This is a genomic window from Bacteroides gallinaceum (assembly GCF_030373775.1).
GTDB classification, from domain to species: domain Bacteria; phylum Bacteroidota; class Bacteroidia; order Bacteroidales; family Bacteroidaceae; genus Phocaeicola; species Phocaeicola excrementipullorum.
In genome coordinates this window covers 16,778-35,198 of sequence record NZ_JAUDEN010000017.1, presented here as the reverse complement: position 1 = coordinate 35,198, position 18,421 = coordinate 16,778, and the positions used below count along the sequence as shown (strand labels likewise).

The 18,421-nt window shown below is 50.1% G+C and carries 10 protein-coding genes and 1 tRNA gene; 8 read left to right on the top strand and 3 right to left on the bottom strand.

The window, feature by feature from the left end; all coding sequences use genetic code 11:
* Window positions 1–126: 126 nt before the first annotated feature.
* Window positions 127–211: transfer RNA gene (locus QUW60_RS10355), tRNA-Ser, on the bottom strand.
* A 147-nt stretch (window positions 212–358) separates the two neighbouring features.
* Here QUW60_RS10355 and QUW60_RS10350 point away from each other — a divergent pair.
* Complete coding sequence (locus QUW60_RS10350; protein ID WP_258339433.1) at window positions 359–2,878, top strand: endonuclease MutS2; 2,520 nt, start codon at window positions 359–361, stop codon at window positions 2,876–2,878.
* 507 nt (window positions 2,879–3,385) lie between these two features.
* On the opposite strand, the gene QUW60_RS10345 is transcribed toward QUW60_RS10350, so the two are convergent.
* Window positions 3,386–5,041, bottom strand: coding sequence for an IS1182 family transposase (locus tag QUW60_RS10345; protein ID WP_289560290.1), 1,656 nt, complete (start codon window positions 5,039–5,041; stop codon window positions 3,386–3,388).
* Window positions 5,042–5,054: 13 nt separating this feature from the next.
* Here QUW60_RS10345 and QUW60_RS10340 point away from each other — a divergent pair, with 13 nt between their 5' ends.
* On the top strand, window positions 5,055–5,222 hold the full coding sequence (locus tag QUW60_RS10340; RefSeq protein ID WP_289560288.1) for a hypothetical protein: 168 nt from the start codon (window positions 5,055–5,057) through the stop codon (window positions 5,220–5,222).
* On the opposite strand, the gene QUW60_RS10335 is transcribed toward QUW60_RS10340, so the two are convergent.
* The gene (locus tag QUW60_RS10335) at window positions 5,203–7,995 is read right to left on the bottom strand and encodes a hypothetical protein (protein ID WP_289560286.1); all 2,793 of its coding nucleotides are present in this window, start codon (window positions 7,993–7,995) and stop codon (window positions 5,203–5,205) included. The genes QUW60_RS10340 and QUW60_RS10335 overlap by 20 nt on opposite strands.
* Window positions 7,996–8,250: 255 nt before the next feature.
* Here QUW60_RS10335 and QUW60_RS10330 point away from each other — a divergent pair, with 255 nt between their 5' ends.
* The 6 genes from QUW60_RS10330 (at window position 8,251) to QUW60_RS10305 (ending at window position 18,421) form a co-directional block, all read left to right on the top strand.
* Complete coding sequence (locus QUW60_RS10330) at window positions 8,251–8,625, top strand: helix-turn-helix domain-containing protein (RefSeq protein ID WP_258337618.1); 375 nt, start codon at window positions 8,251–8,253, stop codon at window positions 8,623–8,625.
* A gap of 106 nt (window positions 8,626–8,731) precedes the next feature.
* Window positions 8,732–9,940, top strand: coding sequence for an L-serine ammonia-lyase (locus QUW60_RS10325; protein ID WP_258337617.1), 1,209 nt, complete (start codon window positions 8,732–8,734; stop codon window positions 9,938–9,940).
* 308 nt (window positions 9,941–10,248) lie between these two features.
* Window positions 10,249–11,103 carry a calycin-like domain-containing protein gene (locus QUW60_RS10320; RefSeq protein ID WP_289560283.1) on the top strand — a complete coding sequence of 285 codons (855 nt, stop codon included), beginning with the start codon at window positions 10,249–10,251 and terminating at the stop codon, window positions 11,101–11,103.
* Window positions 11,104–11,126: 23 nt separating this feature from the next.
* Window positions 11,127–11,795: an HmuY family protein gene (locus QUW60_RS10315; protein WP_258337615.1), complete on the top strand. Its 669-nt coding sequence runs from the start codon at window positions 11,127–11,129 to the stop codon at window positions 11,793–11,795.
* A gap of 19 nt (window positions 11,796–11,814) precedes the next feature.
* On the top strand, window positions 11,815–13,962 hold the full coding sequence (locus tag QUW60_RS10310) for a TonB-dependent receptor (RefSeq protein ID WP_289560280.1): 2,148 nt from the start codon (window positions 11,815–11,817) through the stop codon (window positions 13,960–13,962).
* A 37-nt stretch (window positions 13,963–13,999) separates the two neighbouring features.
* On the top strand, window positions 14,000–18,421 hold the full coding sequence (locus QUW60_RS10305) for a cobaltochelatase subunit CobN (protein ID WP_289560278.1): 4,422 nt from the start codon (window positions 14,000–14,002) through the stop codon (window positions 18,419–18,421).

Here is an 18,421-nt window from a genome sequence, read left to right as displayed (position 1 = left end):
AATAAAGTTAAGAAGGAAATGAATAGGATTACCAAAAATAATGCATATAGACTACACCCCGTAGTTGACTTTTGGGTGTAAAAAAGGGTGTAAATCTTGCAAATGCTTGATTTACACCCTTTATTGCGGAGAGACAGGGATTCGAACCCCGGGTACCTCGCGGTACAACGGTTTTCAAGACCGCCGCAATCGACCACTCTGCCACCTCTCCAAAACTCTTTTCAGGAGTGCTTCCTTTCAAAAGCGATGCAAAGGTACGCATATTTTTTGAATATGCAAATATCTGACCGCTTTTTTTGATTCTTTTTTCTCATTGTCGTAACTTTGCAGCAGAAATCAAAAGAACAAATGTTTATTCATGATATACCCGCAGAACTTTGAACAGAAAATAGGATTCAACCAGATCCGCGACCTGCTGAAAGCAAAATGTCTTAGCACATTGGGCGAAGAACGAGTGGATGAAATGGCTTTCTCTGACAATTTTGAGGAAATCAGCACCCGACTGGCGCAGACAACGGAGTTTGTACGGATCATCCAGGAGGAAAACAGTTTTCCCGACCAGTATTTCTTTGACGTGCGCACGCCGCTCAAACGCATACGTGTGGAAGGACTGTACCTGGACGAACAGGAGGTGTTCGACTTGAAGCGCTCGCTTGAAACAATACGCGACATCGTGCGCTTTCTCCAGCAAACCGAAGAAGACGAGGATCCGGACGGCAACGGAACGGAAAACACCAAATCCCCCTATCCCGCACTGCGTGAGCTGGCAGGCGACATCATCGTGTTTCCACAGATCATAGCACGCATCAACGGCATTCTCGACAAATTCGGAAAAATCAAGGACAATGCCTCGGCAGAACTGCTGCGCATCCGGAGAGAGCTGTCTGCCACGGCAAGCAGCATATCACGGAGCTTGAATTCAATCCTCCGGAACGCTCAGTCTGAAGGATATGTCGACAAGGATATCACTCCGACCGTACGCGACGGGCGGCTTGTCATCCCCGTCGCTCCGGGCATGAAACGGAAAATAAGGGGTATAGTCCACGATGAATCGGCCACCGGAAAGACCGTATTCATAGAACCGGCGGAAGTGGTGGAGGCAAACAACCGCATCCGCGAACTGGAGGGAGAGGAAAGACGGGAAATCATCCGCATACTCACCGAGTTCTCCGCAGCAATCCGCCCCCAGATACCGGCAATCCTGCAATCTTACGACTTTCTGGCTGAAATAGACTTCATCCGCGCCAAAGCTTTGTCCGGCATCGAAATGAAAGGGATAAAGCCAGCGTTTGAGGACGCACAGGTCATTGACTGGAGCGAAGCCGTTCACCCATTATTGAGAATGTCGCTTGAGAAACACGGGAAAAAGGTAGTGCCGCTAGACATCGAACTGGATGCAGCACGCCGCATCCTGCTCATATCCGGACCGAATGCCGGCGGAAAGTCCGTCTGCCTTAAAACCGTCGGACTGCTTCAGTATATGCTGCAGTGCGGAATGCTTGTTTCGATGAGCGAAAGCAGCCATGCCGGCATATTCAGCCATATCTTCATCGATATCGGCGACGAACAGAGCATTGAAGACGACTTGAGCACCTACTCTTCGCATCTGACCAACATGAAGATGATGCTGAAATACTGCAACCACCGGAGCCTTATCCTGATCGACGAGTTTGGCGGAGGAACGGAACCGCAAATCGGAGGCGCCATCGCCGAAGCCGTCTTGAAACGGCTGAACAACAAAGGTACCTTCGGGGTCATCACCACGCACTATCAGAACCTGAAGCACTTTGCGGAAGACCACGAAGGGGTGGTAAACGGAGCGATGCTTTATGACCGGCACGAAATGCGCCCGCTGTTCCAGCTGCAGATAGGAAACCCGGGAAGTTCGTTTGCCGTAGAGATTGCACGGAAGATCGGCTTGCCCGAAGAGGTGATAGCCGACGCCTCAGAAATCGTAGGAAGCGAATACATACAGAGCGACAAATACCTGCAGGACATCGTGCGCGACAAACGGTACTGGGAAACCAAACGCCAGAAAATCCACCAGAGGGAAAAGCAGATGGACGCAGTCATCGAAAAATACCAGCGCGAAATCGAAGAACTGGAGCGGAGCCGGAAAGAGATTCTGAAAAAGGCGAAAGAAGATGCCGAACACTTGCTGAAAGAGTCAAACGCAAAAATCGAGAACACAATCCGAACCATCAAGGAATCGCAGGCGGAAAAAGAGAAAACCCGGCAGGCACGCCAGGAACTGGAAGACTTCAAGCGCCAGGTGGAAGAGGCGGAAAAAGCAGCCGCAGAAGAAAAAATCGCACGCAAGATGGAGCAGTTGCGCCAGAAGCAGGAGCGGAAAAAAAACCGGAAAGAACAGCAGAAGGCCGAAGATGCAGCCCGGGAAACGCCTAAAGCAAGGCCTATAATGGCAGACGATTACGTGCGGATCAAGGGACAGACCAGCGTAGGACAGGTGCTCGAAACAAATCCGAGAAATACGGTAGTCATGTTCGGACTGATGAAGACGAATGTCAAGACAGAGCGTCTGGAGCGCGCCGAAGCCCCCAAACCGGCCGCCCCGGTAAAGTCGACCTTCGTGAGCAGCGAAACGCAGGAACTGATGCACAAGAAGAAACTGAATTTCAAGCAGGACATTGACGTGAGGGGCATGAGGGGGGATGAAGCCATCCAGGCGGTCACTTACTTCATCGACGACGCCGTTCAGGTGGGCATCAGCCGCGTCCGCATCCTTCACGGAACGGGAACCGGCATCCTGCGCACACTCATCCGGCAATACCTTGCCACGGTGCCGGGAGTCGCCCATTTCCAGGACGAGCATGTGCAGTTCGGAGGGGCCGGAATCACAGTGGTCGACTTGAAATAAGACGCACGGCCTGCCAGGATGCACATTGCGGGCAAATCTTTCACATCCGGCACAAAGCCCTGCACCCGTCCGGATTTCATGCCGTCATCTTTACCCCTTCACTCCAGGTGATACGATCGAATCGCTGGAGTGAAGAGAACGTATCACTGGAGTGAGGCGATCGTATCACTAAAGTGACGGGCTGACGCATTACTAAAATCATTGATATTCAGAGTATCTGATATTTAGAGATATACTAAAGCCTGATAAAAAGGCTGTTTTTTACCTATAAAATCAGTATATGCTGAATAATAAGTATTTAATAATCAATATTCTTTTTAATGCGTCAGCCCTGCTAAAGTGAAGAGACAAGTCCAGCGGGGCATCTTCGCCGGCAGGTCACGCAGCATGCGGAACTCACCTCCACGCCTTCCGTTCCCGTCCCGAACATCTTGCAAAAAAGAGGGTGTGTCGTAATGCACGATGCACCTTCTTTTTTTGTTAGCCCTAAAAATCAGTTCATGTACTTTAAGCTGCGATATTTTGGGGATATCTCTGATTTATGTGTCCCCAACATCTGAATATGGCGGCGGCAAGCCCATAAAGCAGTTCAGTCAGCCGGCCAATACATTCTTTTTCCATCCTTGCACACATCTTTTTTATATTGAAGGCAATGGCAAAGAAGGAAAAGTCCATGAAGACCTTGTCCATCCCAAAATGGCGGAAACGCTTGTAGTTCATATTGTTTTTCATTTGTCCGAACACAGCTTCCGGTTCTATACATCTCTGTCCCCTGTGTTTCAGACCTTCCCCGGAGCAGAGCAGCCCTTTGGCTTTTTGCCGGTATCTCCTGAGCCTGTGATTCAGTTCAATCGTCCTGTTCCCCTTTGCTTTAAAGCATCGGCATCTTAGCGGGCAACCCTCACATCTGACGGCCCTGTACCTGGCATTCTCGCTGACATATCCGGATGCGGTTTTCACGCGTTTGGTCCCTATCCTCCGCATCTTTTGTCCCATGGGGCAGATGCAGAAGTCATGCTCTTCATTGTAGTAGAAGTTTTCTGACTTGAACGGGTCCGGATTGAATCTTGGCCGCTGTTCCATGTGAAAGCGGCTGTATTTGACGTAGGCTTCCATGCTGTTCTCTTCCATGAAGCGGTAATTCTCCTCAGAGCCGTACCCTGAATCAGCGACCACCGTACGGGCTGGTCTGCCATATCTGTTTGAGAAGGACTGCAGGAAAGGTATCATGGCCAGTGTATCCGTAGGATTGGGGAAGAGTGCAAAATCGGTAATGAACTGGTTCTCGGTACCGATCTGAAGGTTGTAGCCGGGCTTCGTCTGACCGTTGCGCATGGCATCCTCCTTCATCCTCATAAAAGTGGCGTCCTTGTCGGTCTTTGAATAGGAGTTCCGCTCTTGCAGGGTCTTCAGATGATTGTCGTATTCCTGCAGCTTGTCCCTGTGGCCTTCCAGTTCTTTCAGCTGCCTGCGTGTCTTTTTCAGCGCAGCCTTTTCCTCTTTGGTGGAAGGTTCGGGAACCTGCTCAAGCGCACTGCGCAATTCTCCCGCCATTTCGGTCAGCATGGCCGGAGTGAACGCTATTTCCTCATCGCTTTCCGATGAGTTCTCCCGGGCGATGGCATCGTCTATCTGTTCCAACAGGACGTGGATCTTCTTCATCAGGCGTTCACGGTTCCGCTCAACCGTTTTTCTCCAGACGAACGTGTACCTGTTGGCCTTGGATTCAATCTTTGTCCCGTCGATGTATTCCACGTTCAGGCTGATGAAGCCCCTGGAAGAGAGCAGAAGTACGACCTGGGTGAACACTTCGTTGATTTCCTTCTTCACCCGGTTGCGGAAACGGTTGATGGTAATGAAGTCCGGTTTCTCGTATCCGGCCAGCCAAATATAATGGATGTCACGGTGAAGGAGGCTTTCTATCTTCCGGCAGGAGTAGACGTTGTTCATGCAGGCATACAGAATGACCTTGAGCATCATCCTTGGATGGTAAGGGCTGCGCCCGCATTCCTTGTATAACTTCCTGAAACTTTCAAGGTTCAGGCTTTCAACCAGAGCGTTAACCATACGCACCGGATCGTTTTCTGCAATATCCTCATCTATTCTTTGAGGAAAAAGCACTGTCTGGTTGGAATTGTAAGGACGAAAATGTATCTTTGCCATAGTGGAAATTATTATGCCTAAAGATACAAAATCTTTAGGTAATAACAAAGCCCCAGCTTGTGAAAGTCGGGGCTTTGTGCGTAAAAAAGAAGGTGTGCTTTTTGACACACCCTCTTCACAAAAGCCTAAGTATCAGAAATTACATCTTGCACTTCCCGGCATCAGTCGGCCCATTGCTTAACCCGCACATTGAGCGTAACCACATTGTTCGGAACAGTGCCCCATATAGAAGTAGCCGTAACCTTCACCTGAACGGTAATATCGCCTGCCACCGACTCCAGACTGGCCTGATCGTCGGTCAGCTTGATAGTACCTGCATTCTGGTCGACAATAAATTTGCCGGCATTTTCGCCTACAGGAACCATTTCTACATCCAGGCCATAAAGGTGCAAAGCATCGCGTCCGGCAAGAGAAGAGCCAAATGCATTCTTGTCTATTGCAGGCCACATCTCGCTGCCTCTATAGTCTGTCCATGAGAAAGCCCATTTTTCTCCGCCGGTTGTGCCGGAAGTCAGGGATGCAGACTGATATCTGTCTTCAATGACAATCTCTCCTGCGACAGGAACAGCCCATGTACCAGACAAGTTTATGTCATCGATAAACTTGAATACAACCGGGATTGTTTCCACCACATGATCGTCGCCAAACTTCACCACTACGTCCATCTTCAGCTTTTCCGCCAGATTCTCACCGCTGCCAAGGTAATCGTTGACATCAACAATGTATTTGTTTCCTCTCATTTCGCCAACTTCGGGCTTGAACTCAATCGTACCGCCTGCCTTTGCTACAACAGCAGCTTCTACGTCTGAATAGTTGCTGAATATCCTCGTGATGTCATCAAAGCCGATGTTTACCTGTGATGCCTGCGCTGCGTCTACAGCTACCGGAAGATAAACCACATCACCGTCCCACATTTCAGCCTTCTTCGCAAGCTTGTCAACCTCCGGATAAGCAACGTTTGCCACGGCTTCGATTGTGATGGAAAGCGTTTCGGTCACTTTGATGCGGGCAACAGCCTTTCCGCCGTTCGTACCCTGTTTCACGATCAATTTCAAGTCATTGTCAGCACCGCCAACGAAAGCAAAATACGCGTCACCGTCCGCGAAATCGAAAACGCTGGCATTGTGCGCCAGTCTGTTGAACTCTTCTTTGGTCAATCCCGCAGCATTGTAAACGGCATCCATCTCATCAGCAGACAAAGCGTAAGAATTTTCAAAACCGCCCACATTATTCCATTCAAAATCAAAATTGCCGATATTTGCAGCACCTACCCTGCGGACAATCGTAACCTTATCGTCATATGTGCCGGAATAAGGAGAGCCGGAAGCATTGTCTACCGCAATTTCATAGCCCATCGTCACAGACTTGTTCACGGAGCTTGTCTGACCCACATTGGCTACCTTCAGTACACCGGCCGCAGCATCCAGACTGAAATAATTGATGTCGCCGGAAACCTTAAACGTAAGATGGAACAAATCCATGTCAATGCCCAATTCGTCACTGGCCTTCTCCCATCCAAAAGTTCCGGTTTTCGAGTCTGACACATAAAGTTCATAATGCCCTCCGGCCAGGAAATCCAACGAAGCATGCTCTTCACCCTCTCCGGCGTTGTAAACCAGTTCTCTTTCCGTTTCGGCTGTTTCATACTTCACGTTCTTCATGTATTTTTCAACCGCCACCACATCAAAGTAATCCGAAGTGACATCGCTCACAAAATCAGAAGCACCTTCCTGACGCTTGCCGGTCACATGCAGACAGGCAGCACGGTTGCCCGTCAAGTTGTCGGCGCTCAGCTTCATTGCCACGATACCCAAGTCCGCATCCGCCACAACCACACTTCCTTCTTTAACCGCCAGAGGCTCATCAGCACGCGATTCTACCTCCAGGCTCTGTATTTCCACCTCATAGTTCTTAACGAAATTCTGAACGGCAGAGGCCGGAGAAATGCGGAACTTCACCTCCACTTCCTGACTGCTTGATATCAGATCCCAATCACTGCCGCTGGCAGGTTCCGCATAGAGCGTTGTGAACTGAACCTTCCCATCTGCATAGGCCGGCACATACACAATGCTCTGAATCATGCCCTTGATAGCCTCCACATCAATCCCCAGCTTTTCAATGTCGCTCTCAATGGTTTTAATCCGGCTGTCTACCGCTCCTATTTCCCCGGCAACGATTGCCTGGACAGCATTGTACGCTTCGCCTCCCGGCACAAACAAAGATGCCGCCAAGGTTCTTGTTTCCTCAATCTGGTCCAGCACATCAGCAAATGTTTCATACTGCCCGTTTCCGTTCTCAATGAACTTCTCGATATAGGCCGCATAGGATTCCAGTCCGGATACTCTTTTCAGCAAAGCCTCGTCGCCGTTTCCCGTAATGTACTTTTCAAAGTCAGCCTGCAACAAGGTCAGCGAACCCGCAGGACCCACGATTGCAGCCAGTTCGGCGTTCAGCCTGTTCAGGTCTATCAAAGCTCCTGTCTTTACAGCTTCTTCAATGTAGGCAGCGATGGCCCCGCCGTTTCCGTCAAGCGCATCCGTAATTTTTTCGTTAATAAAAGCGTTCAAGCCTTCTTTCGCCTGATATGCAGCCAGCGAACCCGTTTCGGCATACTCTTTTTCAGCCAGTTCCAGCTCATCAAGACGGTTCTTTATGCCGTCCAGTTCAGCGATCTTACGTTCCAGTTCCTGCACCTTGGCTGCCAGTCCCGAATCGTCGCCACTGCCGGCAAGCTGTTGCTCCAACTCATCCAACTGCTTCTGCAAGTCCCCCTTTGCCGCATCTACAGCAGCCTTGATGTCATCGGCTGTCACAGGATTTGACGATGTAATCTGGTCGATCTGCGTCTGCAGATTCTGGATTTCGTCATCATAGTCACTGCAGCTTGTCACAGACGTACCCGCTGCAAGCACCAATGCTCCGAAGAGCATCGCACTAATAAATCTTTTTTTCATAAAATAAAGCAATTAAACAATTATACATTAATCAAAAAATGATCAAACCCTGAGATTGCACGGACTGCAACATTCCCCGATTCCCCACTGCATAAATCCGTGCCAAAACAAATAAGTATAAAAAAACAAAGACTACAAACTCCACTTCTTACCATTTTTTTATAATTTAGCTACATAGAAAATGAAACACAGTGCAAATATCAAACATTTATTTTAAACAACAAAATATTTGATTGATTTTTTCTAGGAGATTTTATGGACATAATTGAAAGACTACAAGAATTAATTACGAGTGAAGGACTTACAGTTTCAGGATTCGCTAAGAAATTAGGTGTTGTTGATCAAACGATTAGAGGAATTGTAATACAGAAAAGGAACAAGCCAAGTTTTGACCTCTTAGTCAAGATCATTCAAACATTTGATTGGATAAACGCCGAATGGCTTCTGACCGGAAACGGAGAAATGAGAAAATCCGGCAGAACCACAAGTTCACCGGACTTGTTTGAACTTATACAGTATTTGCGTGAAAAGGACGAAAAGATAGAAAAACTGATCGAAGAAAAGACCGAACTGAAAATCAAATTCGACATAGCCAGCCAAAAACTAAAGATGACAGAAAAAACTGACTAGAACAAGAGATCAGCGCAAACTGAAAATCCGACCGGCACAAAAACATCTAAAAAATGAAACAACTGGCATATATTTCATATTTTTGCAGAACATAAATAAAGCGCAAATGAAATCAATCAGAGAATTGTACCGTATCGGAACAGGACCTTCCAGCAGCCATACCATGGGGCCGCGGAAGGCCGCAGAGATTTTTTTGGCCAAACATCCTGAAGCCGCATCGTTTGAAGTGACCTTGTACGGCAGCCTTGCCGCTACCGGGAAAGGACACATGACCGATGTCGCCATTCTGGATGTACTGCAGCCGCACGCTCCAGTCGAAATTGTCTGGAAACCCCATGTATTCTTTCCATTCCATCCCAACGGAATGACTTTCAAGTCATTCGACGCTGACAGGAAGAAAACGGACGAATGGACTGTGTTCAGTGTAGGAGGCGGGGCACTCGCCGAAGAGGGACACGACAACACATCCACTCCCGACCTGTACAACATGAGTACCATGAGCCAGATTCTGTATTGGTGCGAACATACGGGACGGGGCTATTGGGAATATGTAGAGCAATGCGAGGGAAAAGAAATCTGGGATTATCTGGCCGAGGTGTGGAAAACAATGCAGGAAGCGATACACCGGGGGCTGGACGCAGAAGGAGTGCTGCCCGGACCGCTGAATCTCCGCCGGAAAGCTTCTTCCTATTATATAAGATCGAAAGGATACAAAGACTCTTTGCGGTCGAGGGGCATGGTGTTCGCTTATGCGCTTGCCGTAAGTGAAGAGAATGCTTCGGGCGGAAAAATAGTAACGGCTCCTACATGCGGAGCGTGCGGAGTGGTTCCTGCCGTGCTGTATCACCTGCAAAAGACACGCGAATTCAGCGACGCACGCATCCTGCGCGCTCTTGCCACCGCCGGACTGGTAGGAAACATCGTGAAACACAACGCGTCCATCTCGGGAGCCGAAGCCGGATGCCAGGCCGAAGTGGGAGTGGCATGTTCCATGGCGGCGGCAGCGGCAAGCCAGCTTTTCGGAGGAAGTCCCGCACAGATCGAATATGCGGCCGAGATGGGGCTGGAGCATCATCTGGGCATGACATGCGACCCTGTATGCGGGCTGGTACAAATACCCTGCATCGAACGGAACGCATATGCAGCGGCACGTGCCCTTGACGCCAACACCTATTCGGCCTTCACTGACGGACACCACCGCGTATCATTCGACCGTGTCGTTGAAGTAATGAAAGAAACCGGACATGATCTTCCGTCGCTGTATAAGGAAACCAGCGAAGGAGGACTTGCCAAAGACTACAAACCGATGGAGTGACTTCGGTCACTCCATTCTTACGCTCCGAGAAGAGCGGCATCCAGCCCGACGGTCCAGGCTGGATACTCACTCCAAACTAACAAAATATAGGTATCAAAAAAGGAATCCGCTCTTTCAGGAGCTTTCCAGGCATCCGCCGAATACCTAAAAATAATCAGTCACACTCCGCACGCATCGGAAACCGTGCGCTATTTCACCCCTCTTTTTTCATAAAAATTAGGTATTGATTGATTTTTTTACCGGATCTAACTTTGCACCGACAAATAAAAAAATCAATCAGAACCATGAACTTAAAAAACTTTTTTGCAATGGCTGCTATCGCATTATTTGCGGTGGCATGCGGTAATGACGACACGACAACACCGGAACAGGAAACGGCAAAAGCCGTAGAAGGAAGCTACAGCGGACTGATGTCAATGGCTGTATCAGGAACCGTTGCCAGTGAATCGGAAACAAGCGTAAAAATCACTGCGGAAGCAAACGGAACCGTGACACTATCATTTCCGGCAATGGGAAACGGAGGTTCAATGCAGCTGGAAGCGTTTGATGTGACCGGAGTGTCTGTAGCAGCTTCCGAAAGCGGAACGTATACGCTGAGCAAGGAAAGCTTCTCTGCCACTTCCGGCAGCATAAATCTCGAAGGAAGCAACCTTGCCGGAACAGTCAGCAACGGAGAAGTACGCATCACAATGGACGTCAAGCCGGGATCCATGCCATTCGCCATCACCTTCACATTCGACACACAGGCTGAACCGACACCCGAAACCGCTTCACCGGCAAGCGAAATAGCGGGCGAATACAAAGGTATCATGGACATGTCTGTCATGGGAAGCTCGCAAGGCACAAGCGAAATGACACTGAATCTGACCGAAGCGGAAGACGGAACAGTCACCATATCCGTGCCGGCCATGGGCGAAGGAGCAATGTCAATGGGAAGTTTTGACATAACCGGAGTGGCCGTAAGCAAATCGGAAGATGGCACCTGCACCTTGTCGCTGGAAAGCTTCGAAACGCTTGCAGGCAGCACAAATCTGAAAGGGAGCAACCTTACCGGAACAGTCAGCGATAAAAAGCTGAACATGACAATGGGAATCCAGCCGGGAGCCATGCCGTTTGCCATCACCTTCACTTTCACGCCGGAAACGACAGAAGCAGCCGAATAAACCAACCACAGACCATAAAGCAGATGAAAAGAATTCGGTTTCATGCTGCCGTCTTGCTGGGAGCGACACTCTTGCCGCTCCCGGCCTGCGACGGCATATTTGACGGCATATACGATACTTACCAGATCGTTACGGCCGAGAACTGCGAGTCAATTACCGTAGACGGCACGGATTATACCAGATGGAACTATATCAGCCTGAAGACACAGAAAACGACAGCCGTCCGCATCCTCAACCAGGAAGGCGATGAAGAGCCGTGGGACCAAGAGGGAAGCCTCCCTGCCGAGTGGGATATCGCCATCCACCGGTATGACGTAAAGACCAACGGAGGTGCCGTGCTGGAAACGTCTTATGCTAGCATGGACGAACTGCTCGATTCCGGAAGCATCCCTGCGGGAGAATATTCGGAAGACATCGAAACAACCGACCGGATCGCCATAGACATGTCGGACATGATGAACGGAAACATCATCTACGCGAAATCTTCATACAACGAAGTGCTGAGCAGATGGCTGAATGTAGACACAAGCACAATGCCTCCCATTTATACGATGTCAAACAAGATCTATATCCTCCGCCTGCAAGACAATACGCATGCGGCCATCCACCTGCTGAACTATATGAACGAAAAAAATGTGAAAGGACACATGACATTTGAATATCTATACCCGCTTGAAAAGGCATTCCAATAAAACCAAACAAAAAATGACTATGCGAAAAATACTGACCGCGCTTTGTGTAGCCGCCGGATGCTGCCTGTCTGTCTTGCCAGCCTCTGCGCAACGCTTCATTGCAGGAAAGGTGGTCGACACAAACAACGAACCGCTGGCGGGAGCTGCCGTATTTGTAAAAGAAAAAAGAAGCGTCGGCATGACTACCGACGCGCAAGGATGCTATCGCCTCCGGCTGCCCGACAACGGCGAATACACCCTGCAGGCTTCTTACATCGGATACATAACTCAAAGCTGCAGGATAAAGCCTCAGCAAAAACAGCACGACTTCAAGATGGAAGAAGATGCCATCGGCATGGAAACGGTGGTAGTAACAGGAACGCGAACGCCGAAACTGCTGAAAGATGTTCCCATCGTCACACGAGTCATTACCGCCGACGACATCCAGAAAGTGGATGCGACCAACATCGGAGAACTGCTTCAGGCGGAACTTCCCGGCATTGAATTTTCCTACTCGATGGACCAGCAGGTTTCGCTCAACATGCAGGGATTCGGAGGCAACGCAGTGCTGTTTCTGGTGGACGGCGAACGGCTTGCCGGAGAAACACTGGACAACATCGACTACAGCCGGCTGAACCTGGACAATGTGGAGCGCATAGAGATAGTGAAAGGCGCAGCCTCTTCACTCTATGGCTCCAATGCGATAGGCGGTGTGGTCAATATCATCAGCAAAGAGTCGTCTGAGCCATGGACACTGAATCTAAACGGAAGATACGGTTCGCACAATGACCAGCGCTACGGCGGAACATTCACATTCAAGGCAGGAGGTTTAAAAAACAGCATCAACGTGCAGCACACGTCGACCGATCCGATTGAAGTGGGTTCCGTGGGCAAAGACGGAGAAGAAAATGCTTTCAGCAAAGTATACGGGAACCGCACATGGAACTTCAAGGAACGGCTTGTGTACACGCCGCTTGAGAATCTGAAACTGACCGGAAGGCTTGGATATTTCTTCCGCGAGCGTGACAAAAGCGCATCAAGCAAAGACCGCTACCGGGATTTCTCCGGAGGGCTGCGAGGGGACTACTCGTTCGGAAAGAATAACAACCTGGAACTTTCCTACAGTTTCGACCAATACGACAAAAGCGATTTCGATGCCGGACAGAATCTGGACATACGGGATTATACCAATGTGCAGCACACAGTCCGCGCCCTGTACACCCGCTCGTTCAACAAGAACAACACACTGACTGTTGGAGGCGACTTCATGCGGGACTACCTGATGAGCTACCAGTTTACAGACAACGGAAACTACAAGCAATATACGGCCGACGCTTTCGCACAGTATGACTGGGCGCCGGTCAAGAATTTCAATATTCTGGCCAGCATACGCTATGACTACTTCTCAGAAGCAAAGGCACAGAACATCTCGCCGAAAGTAAATTTCATGTACAAACTGGGAAGCTGTTCGCTGCGCGCCTCTTATGCGGGAGGATTCCGCGCCCCTACCCTGAAAGAAATGTATATGGACTTCAACATGGCCAACATTTTCATGATTTACGGCAACCCGGACCTGAAACCGGAACGCAGCCAGAACTTCTCACTGTCTGCCGAATACATGAGAAGCCGTTACAACGTAACCCTTACAGGATACTTCAATATTGTAGACAACCGGATCAACACAGCCTGGAACCAGGCTTTGAACGGCATGGTATATACCAACATGAGAAAGATGAACATCTCCGGACTAGATGCAACCGCAGCGGCAAAATACCCGTGCGGATTCGGCATGCGGGTTTCGTACGCCTTCACCCACGAGCACGTGAAATACGGACAGCCTTACACGTCAAGCACACGTCCGCATTCGCTGACAACCCGCTTTGAGTATGGCAAAGACTGGAAAAGCTACGGATTCAACATCGCGCTGAACGGGCGTTTCCTGTCAGAAGTCACAACCGACGAGTATATTTCCGAAAACTCGTTCGAATCAACGGAAGCTGTCACCTATCCTGCATATACAATATGGAAGCTGAACATTTCACAGAAAGTATATAAAGGCATCAATGTCATCGTCAACATTGACAACCTGTTCAACTACCGTCCGGACCATTACTACAGCAGCACGCCCTCCACAACAGGCACAACCTTTACAGCAGGCATTTCGCTTGATGTGGACAAGCTGTTTTAAAGAGAAAAAGAAGAGAACCTGATAAAAAACAGAGAAAATGAAAAAGAAAAAAAGAATCATCCTGCTTGGCGGCCTGACAGTTGTGATTGTTCTGCTTTTCGTGGCATGGAACTCTTGGTTCAGTTCCACAAAAGTAGGCTTCATCAACTATCAGGTGATAAATTTGGGAGAAATCTCAAAAGCCAACGACAATCCATTCATCAAGCTGGGCGAAATAAGCACCGATGACTTGGATAAATTGAACAGCTACGACATGGTTTTCATCAATGCGATGGGATTGCGCATCACAGAAGAGCAGCGTGCAGTCATCCAGAAAGCAGCAGACAAGGGGTTGCCGGTACTCTCTACAGCAGTCACCAATCCGGCAAACAACATCTGCTCGATAGACTCTGCCACTGCCGCTCCCTTGCGCGAATATTTAGGAAACGGAGGCAGACGCAATTACCGCAGCATGCTGAACTATGTCCGCAAGGCCATTGACAGAAAACTCACTTCCGTGCATGAACCGGAAACAGTACAGAAAGCGGCAAGCGAAATGCTTTACCACACGGATCCGAAGAATCCGGATGAGGAAGCGATGGGATTCAATACAATCAGCGAATACAACCGTTTTTTAAAGGACAACGGCTTATGGAAAGAAAACGCGCCGCGCATCATCATTACCGGACAGATGGGTGAACCGACCGGTCTGATAAAGAAACTGGAAGAAACCGGCAACGTAGTTTATCCGGTGCGACGGATGAAGAGCTTCATCACCCGCCATCAGATTGATTCGGTGCAGCCTTCTGCCGTAATCAACATGGCACATGGACGTATGGGAGATTATATCGTAAGCTACCTGTCGGAACAGAATATACCGCTGTTTGCTCCGCTGAACGTGAATACATTAGTAGAAAACTGGGAAAACGATGCGATGGGCATGAGCGGAGGCTTTCTATCCCAAAGCGTAGTGACTCCGGAAATTGACGGAGCCATACGTCCGTTCGCCTTGTTCGGACATTACGCAGACGAAGAAGGAATGCAGCATGCGTTTGCCATCCCGGAAAGACTGGAAACATTCGTACAGACAGTCAACAACTACATCAGCCTGCAAAAGAAGCCGAACTCAGAGAAACGCGTAGCTGTCTACTACTATAAAGGTCCCGGACAAAATGCACTGGCCGCTGCCGGAATGGAAGTGGTTCCTTCACTCTACAATCTGCTGGCACGCATGAAGAAGGAAGGATATAAGGTAGAACTTCCCTCAAGCAGCGAAGAACTCGGCAAGCTGATTCAGGAACAGGGAACTGTTTTCAGCACTTATGCGGAAGGTGCCCTTGACAAGTTCCTGAAAGAAGGAAACCCCGAACTGATTACAAAGGAACAATATGAAGCATGGACAAAGCAGTGCATCCGTCCGGAAATCAACGCTGAAGTGAAAGCTGCCAACGGAGAATTTCCGGGCACCTTCATGGCAACCGAAGACGGCAGGCTGGGTATAGCACGCATCCGGTTAGGCAACGTGGTCCTTCTTCCTCAGCCGGCGGCAGGAGCAGGAAACAATTCGTTCCAGATCGTACACGGGACTAACACTGCACCTCCCTACCCTTACATCGCCTCTTACCTGTGGACACAATACGGCTTCAAGGCGGATGCCATGATTCATTTCGGCACACACGGAAGCCTGGAATTCACGCCCAGAAAACAGGTAGCGCTGTCAAGCAGGGATTGGCCCGACCGCCTGGTAGGAGCACTTCCCCACTTCTACATCTACACAATCGGCAACGTGGGCGAAGGAATCATCGCCAAACGCCGTTCGTATGCCGGACTCCAATCCTATCTGACTCCGCCGTTCATGGAAAGCAACGTGCGTGGAGTATACCGCGAACTGAACGAAGCCATCAAGAACTACAACAATCTGCTCGGTGAAGGCAACCGCAGCAAAGACATGATCCGCAAAGCTGCCCGCAAGGTAAAAGAACTGACAGTGAAGATGGGCATCCATCGCGAACTGGAACTTGACAGCATCCTGACGCGCCCTTATACGGAAGATGACATAATGCGCATAGAAAACTTCGCAGAAGAACTGGCGAACGAAAAGATTACGGGACAGCTCTACACCATGGGCGTACCTTACGAAAAGGCACGCATTGAGTCGAGCGTTTATGCCATGGCGACCGAACCGATAGCCTACAGCCTGCTTGCACTCGACAAGCTGAAAGGCAAGGCCGATCCTCAGACCGAGAAACATCGCACGCTTTTCACCCAGCGCTATCTGAACCCGGCACGAACGCTGGTAGCTCATCTGCTGGCCAATCCGTCAGTGGCGACCGACGAACTGACTTGCCGCACAGCCGGCATCAGCATGGACGAGCTGAAAGAAGCCCGTGAAGTGGAAGCCTCGCGCAAGAATCCTGACGGACTGATGGCAATGATGATGGCTGCTGCGGAAGAAATGGCAGACAATCCTTCCATGAAGAAAATGATGAAAGGCATGGCAGAAGGAAATGAAAAACAAGCCGGCCTTCAGGCATCAGGAAAGATAAGCGAAGGCATGAAGGCGCAAATGCGCGAAGCCGCCAAAGGCATGGACCCGGAAAAAGCACTGGCCATGGCCAGGAAAATGGGTGCCGACTCAACTGCCCTGCGCAAAATGGAAGCGGCCATGAAACATCAGAAAACAGCTTCTTCGCCTGCCCCGAAAGCCCCGGCAGGAACAAGCATGGCCGACATGATGAAGAAGATGACGCAAAAGAAAGCATACTCGAAAGAGCAAATAAACAAAGCGCTGGCCATCATGGAGGTAGAGCGCACCATCAAGAATGTGAACAACTACCGCAACGCATTGCTGGAAAGTCCCGAAAAAGAGCTGGCCAGCATGATGAATGCGCTCAACGGAGGATATACGCAGCCCTCTCCGGGAGGAGATCCGATCGCCAATCCGAACGCACTTCCCACCGGACGCAACCTCTACTCCATCAATGCGGAGGCAACTCCCTCGGAAGCTGCATGGGAAAAAGGCATCCGCCTGGCAAACAACACCATCGAGATGTACAAGAAACGGCATCATGATTCCATTCCGCGCAAGGTCAGCTACACGCTCTGGAGCGGCGAGTTCATCGAAACGGAAGGAGCCACTATCGCCCAGATCCTGTATATGCTTGGCGTAGAGCCGATACGCGATGCCTTCGGACGTGTAAGCGATATCCGGCTGATTCCTTCCGAAGAGCTGGGACGGCCGCGCATTGATGTCGTGGTACAGACCAGCGGCCAGCTCCGCGACCTTGCGGCTTCCCGGCTGTTCCTCATCAACCGGGCAGTAGAAATGGCTGCTTCGGCCAAAGACGACGCGTATGAAAACCAGGTGGCGGCAGGCATCGTAGAAACGGAACGCACGCTCATCGAAAAAGGGCTTACGCCGAAAGACGCACGCGAGATGTCAACTTTCCGCGTATTCGGAGGTGTCAACGGCGGATATGGAACGGGCATACAAAGCATGGTGGAAGCCGGCGACCGGTGGAACGACGAAAAGGATATAGCCGATACCTATATGAACAACATGGGAGCTTATTACGGAAGCGAGAAAAACTGGGAAGCATTCCGCCAGTATGCTTTCGAAGCCGCGCTAACCCGCACGGACGCCGTCATCCAGCCACGCCAGAGCAACACCTGGGGCGCATTGAGCCTTGACCACGTATATGAATTCATGGGCGGCATGAATCTGGCCGTACGCAATGTGACGGGGAAAGACCCGGATGCCTATCTGAGCGACTACCGCAACCGGAACAATGTGCGGATGCAGGAAGTGAAGGAAGCGATCGGCGTGGAAAGCCGCACCACGATACTCAACCCTGCCTACATCAGGGAAAAGATGAAAGGAGATGCCAGCGGAGCAAGTTCCATCGCTGAAATCGTGCAGAACACGTACGGATGGAATGTGATGAAACCGAAAGCAGTCGACCAGGAACTTTGGAATGAAATCTATGACGTGTACGTAAAGGACAAGTACAAGCTGGGGGTTCAGGATTATTTCGAAGGAAAGAATCCGGCCGCTCTGGAGAATATGACCGCCGTAATGCTGGAAACCGCCCGCAAAGGATACTGGAAAGCATCGCCCGAACAGCTGAAAGACATTGCGGGACTTCATACGGAACTGGTGGACAAGTTCGGCACTTCGGGAGGAGGCTTCTCGGACAACAACGCCAGATTGCAGGACTTCATTGCCGGCAACGTAAGCCAGCAGCAGGCATCAGCCTACAGGCAGCGCATCCATGAAATGAAGGAAGCTGCCGTTTCGGAAGAAGGAAACCGGAAGGGAATGACTTTAAAAAAGAACACGGTAGGGAGTGTTGAACAGCCTGCCGGAGAGAAAAACAAGCTGAGCGGCACGCTTGCCGCGGTCATTGTGCTGGCGGCGTTCGTGGCATTGCTGGCTATACTGAAGAAAAAGCGTTCGCAACAAAACGACAAAAAAGAATGA

Excerpts from the sequence above, each read along its gene's own strand:
- QUW60_RS10345 (WP_289560290.1), bottom strand. The coding sequence starts at position 5,041 with ATGGCAAAGATACATTTTCGTCCTTACAATTCCAACCAGACAGTGCTT.
- QUW60_RS10305 (WP_289560278.1), top strand. The coding sequence starts at position 14,000 with ATGAAAAAGAAAAAAAGAATCATCCTGCTTGGCGGCCTGACAGTTGTG.
- QUW60_RS10330 (WP_258337618.1), top strand. The coding sequence starts at position 8,251 with ATGGACATAATTGAAAGACTACAAGAATTAATTACGAGTGAAGGACTT.
- QUW60_RS10335 (WP_289560286.1), bottom strand. The coding sequence starts at position 7,995 with ATGAAAAAAAGATTTATTAGTGCGATGCTCTTCGGAGCATTGGTGCTT.
- QUW60_RS10340 (WP_289560288.1), top strand. The coding sequence starts at position 5,055 with ATGCCTAAAGATACAAAATCTTTAGGTAATAACAAAGCCCCAGCTTGT.
- QUW60_RS10315 (WP_258337615.1), top strand. The coding sequence starts at position 11,127 with ATGAAAAGAATTCGGTTTCATGCTGCCGTCTTGCTGGGAGCGACACTC.
- QUW60_RS10310 (WP_289560280.1), top strand. The coding sequence starts at position 11,815 with ATGCGAAAAATACTGACCGCGCTTTGTGTAGCCGCCGGATGCTGCCTG.
- QUW60_RS10320 (WP_289560283.1), top strand. The coding sequence starts at position 10,249 with ATGGCTGCTATCGCATTATTTGCGGTGGCATGCGGTAATGACGACACG.
- QUW60_RS10350 (WP_258339433.1), top strand. The coding sequence starts at position 359 with ATGATATACCCGCAGAACTTTGAACAGAAAATAGGATTCAACCAGATC.
- QUW60_RS10325 (WP_258337617.1), top strand. The coding sequence starts at position 8,732 with ATGAAATCAATCAGAGAATTGTACCGTATCGGAACAGGACCTTCCAGC.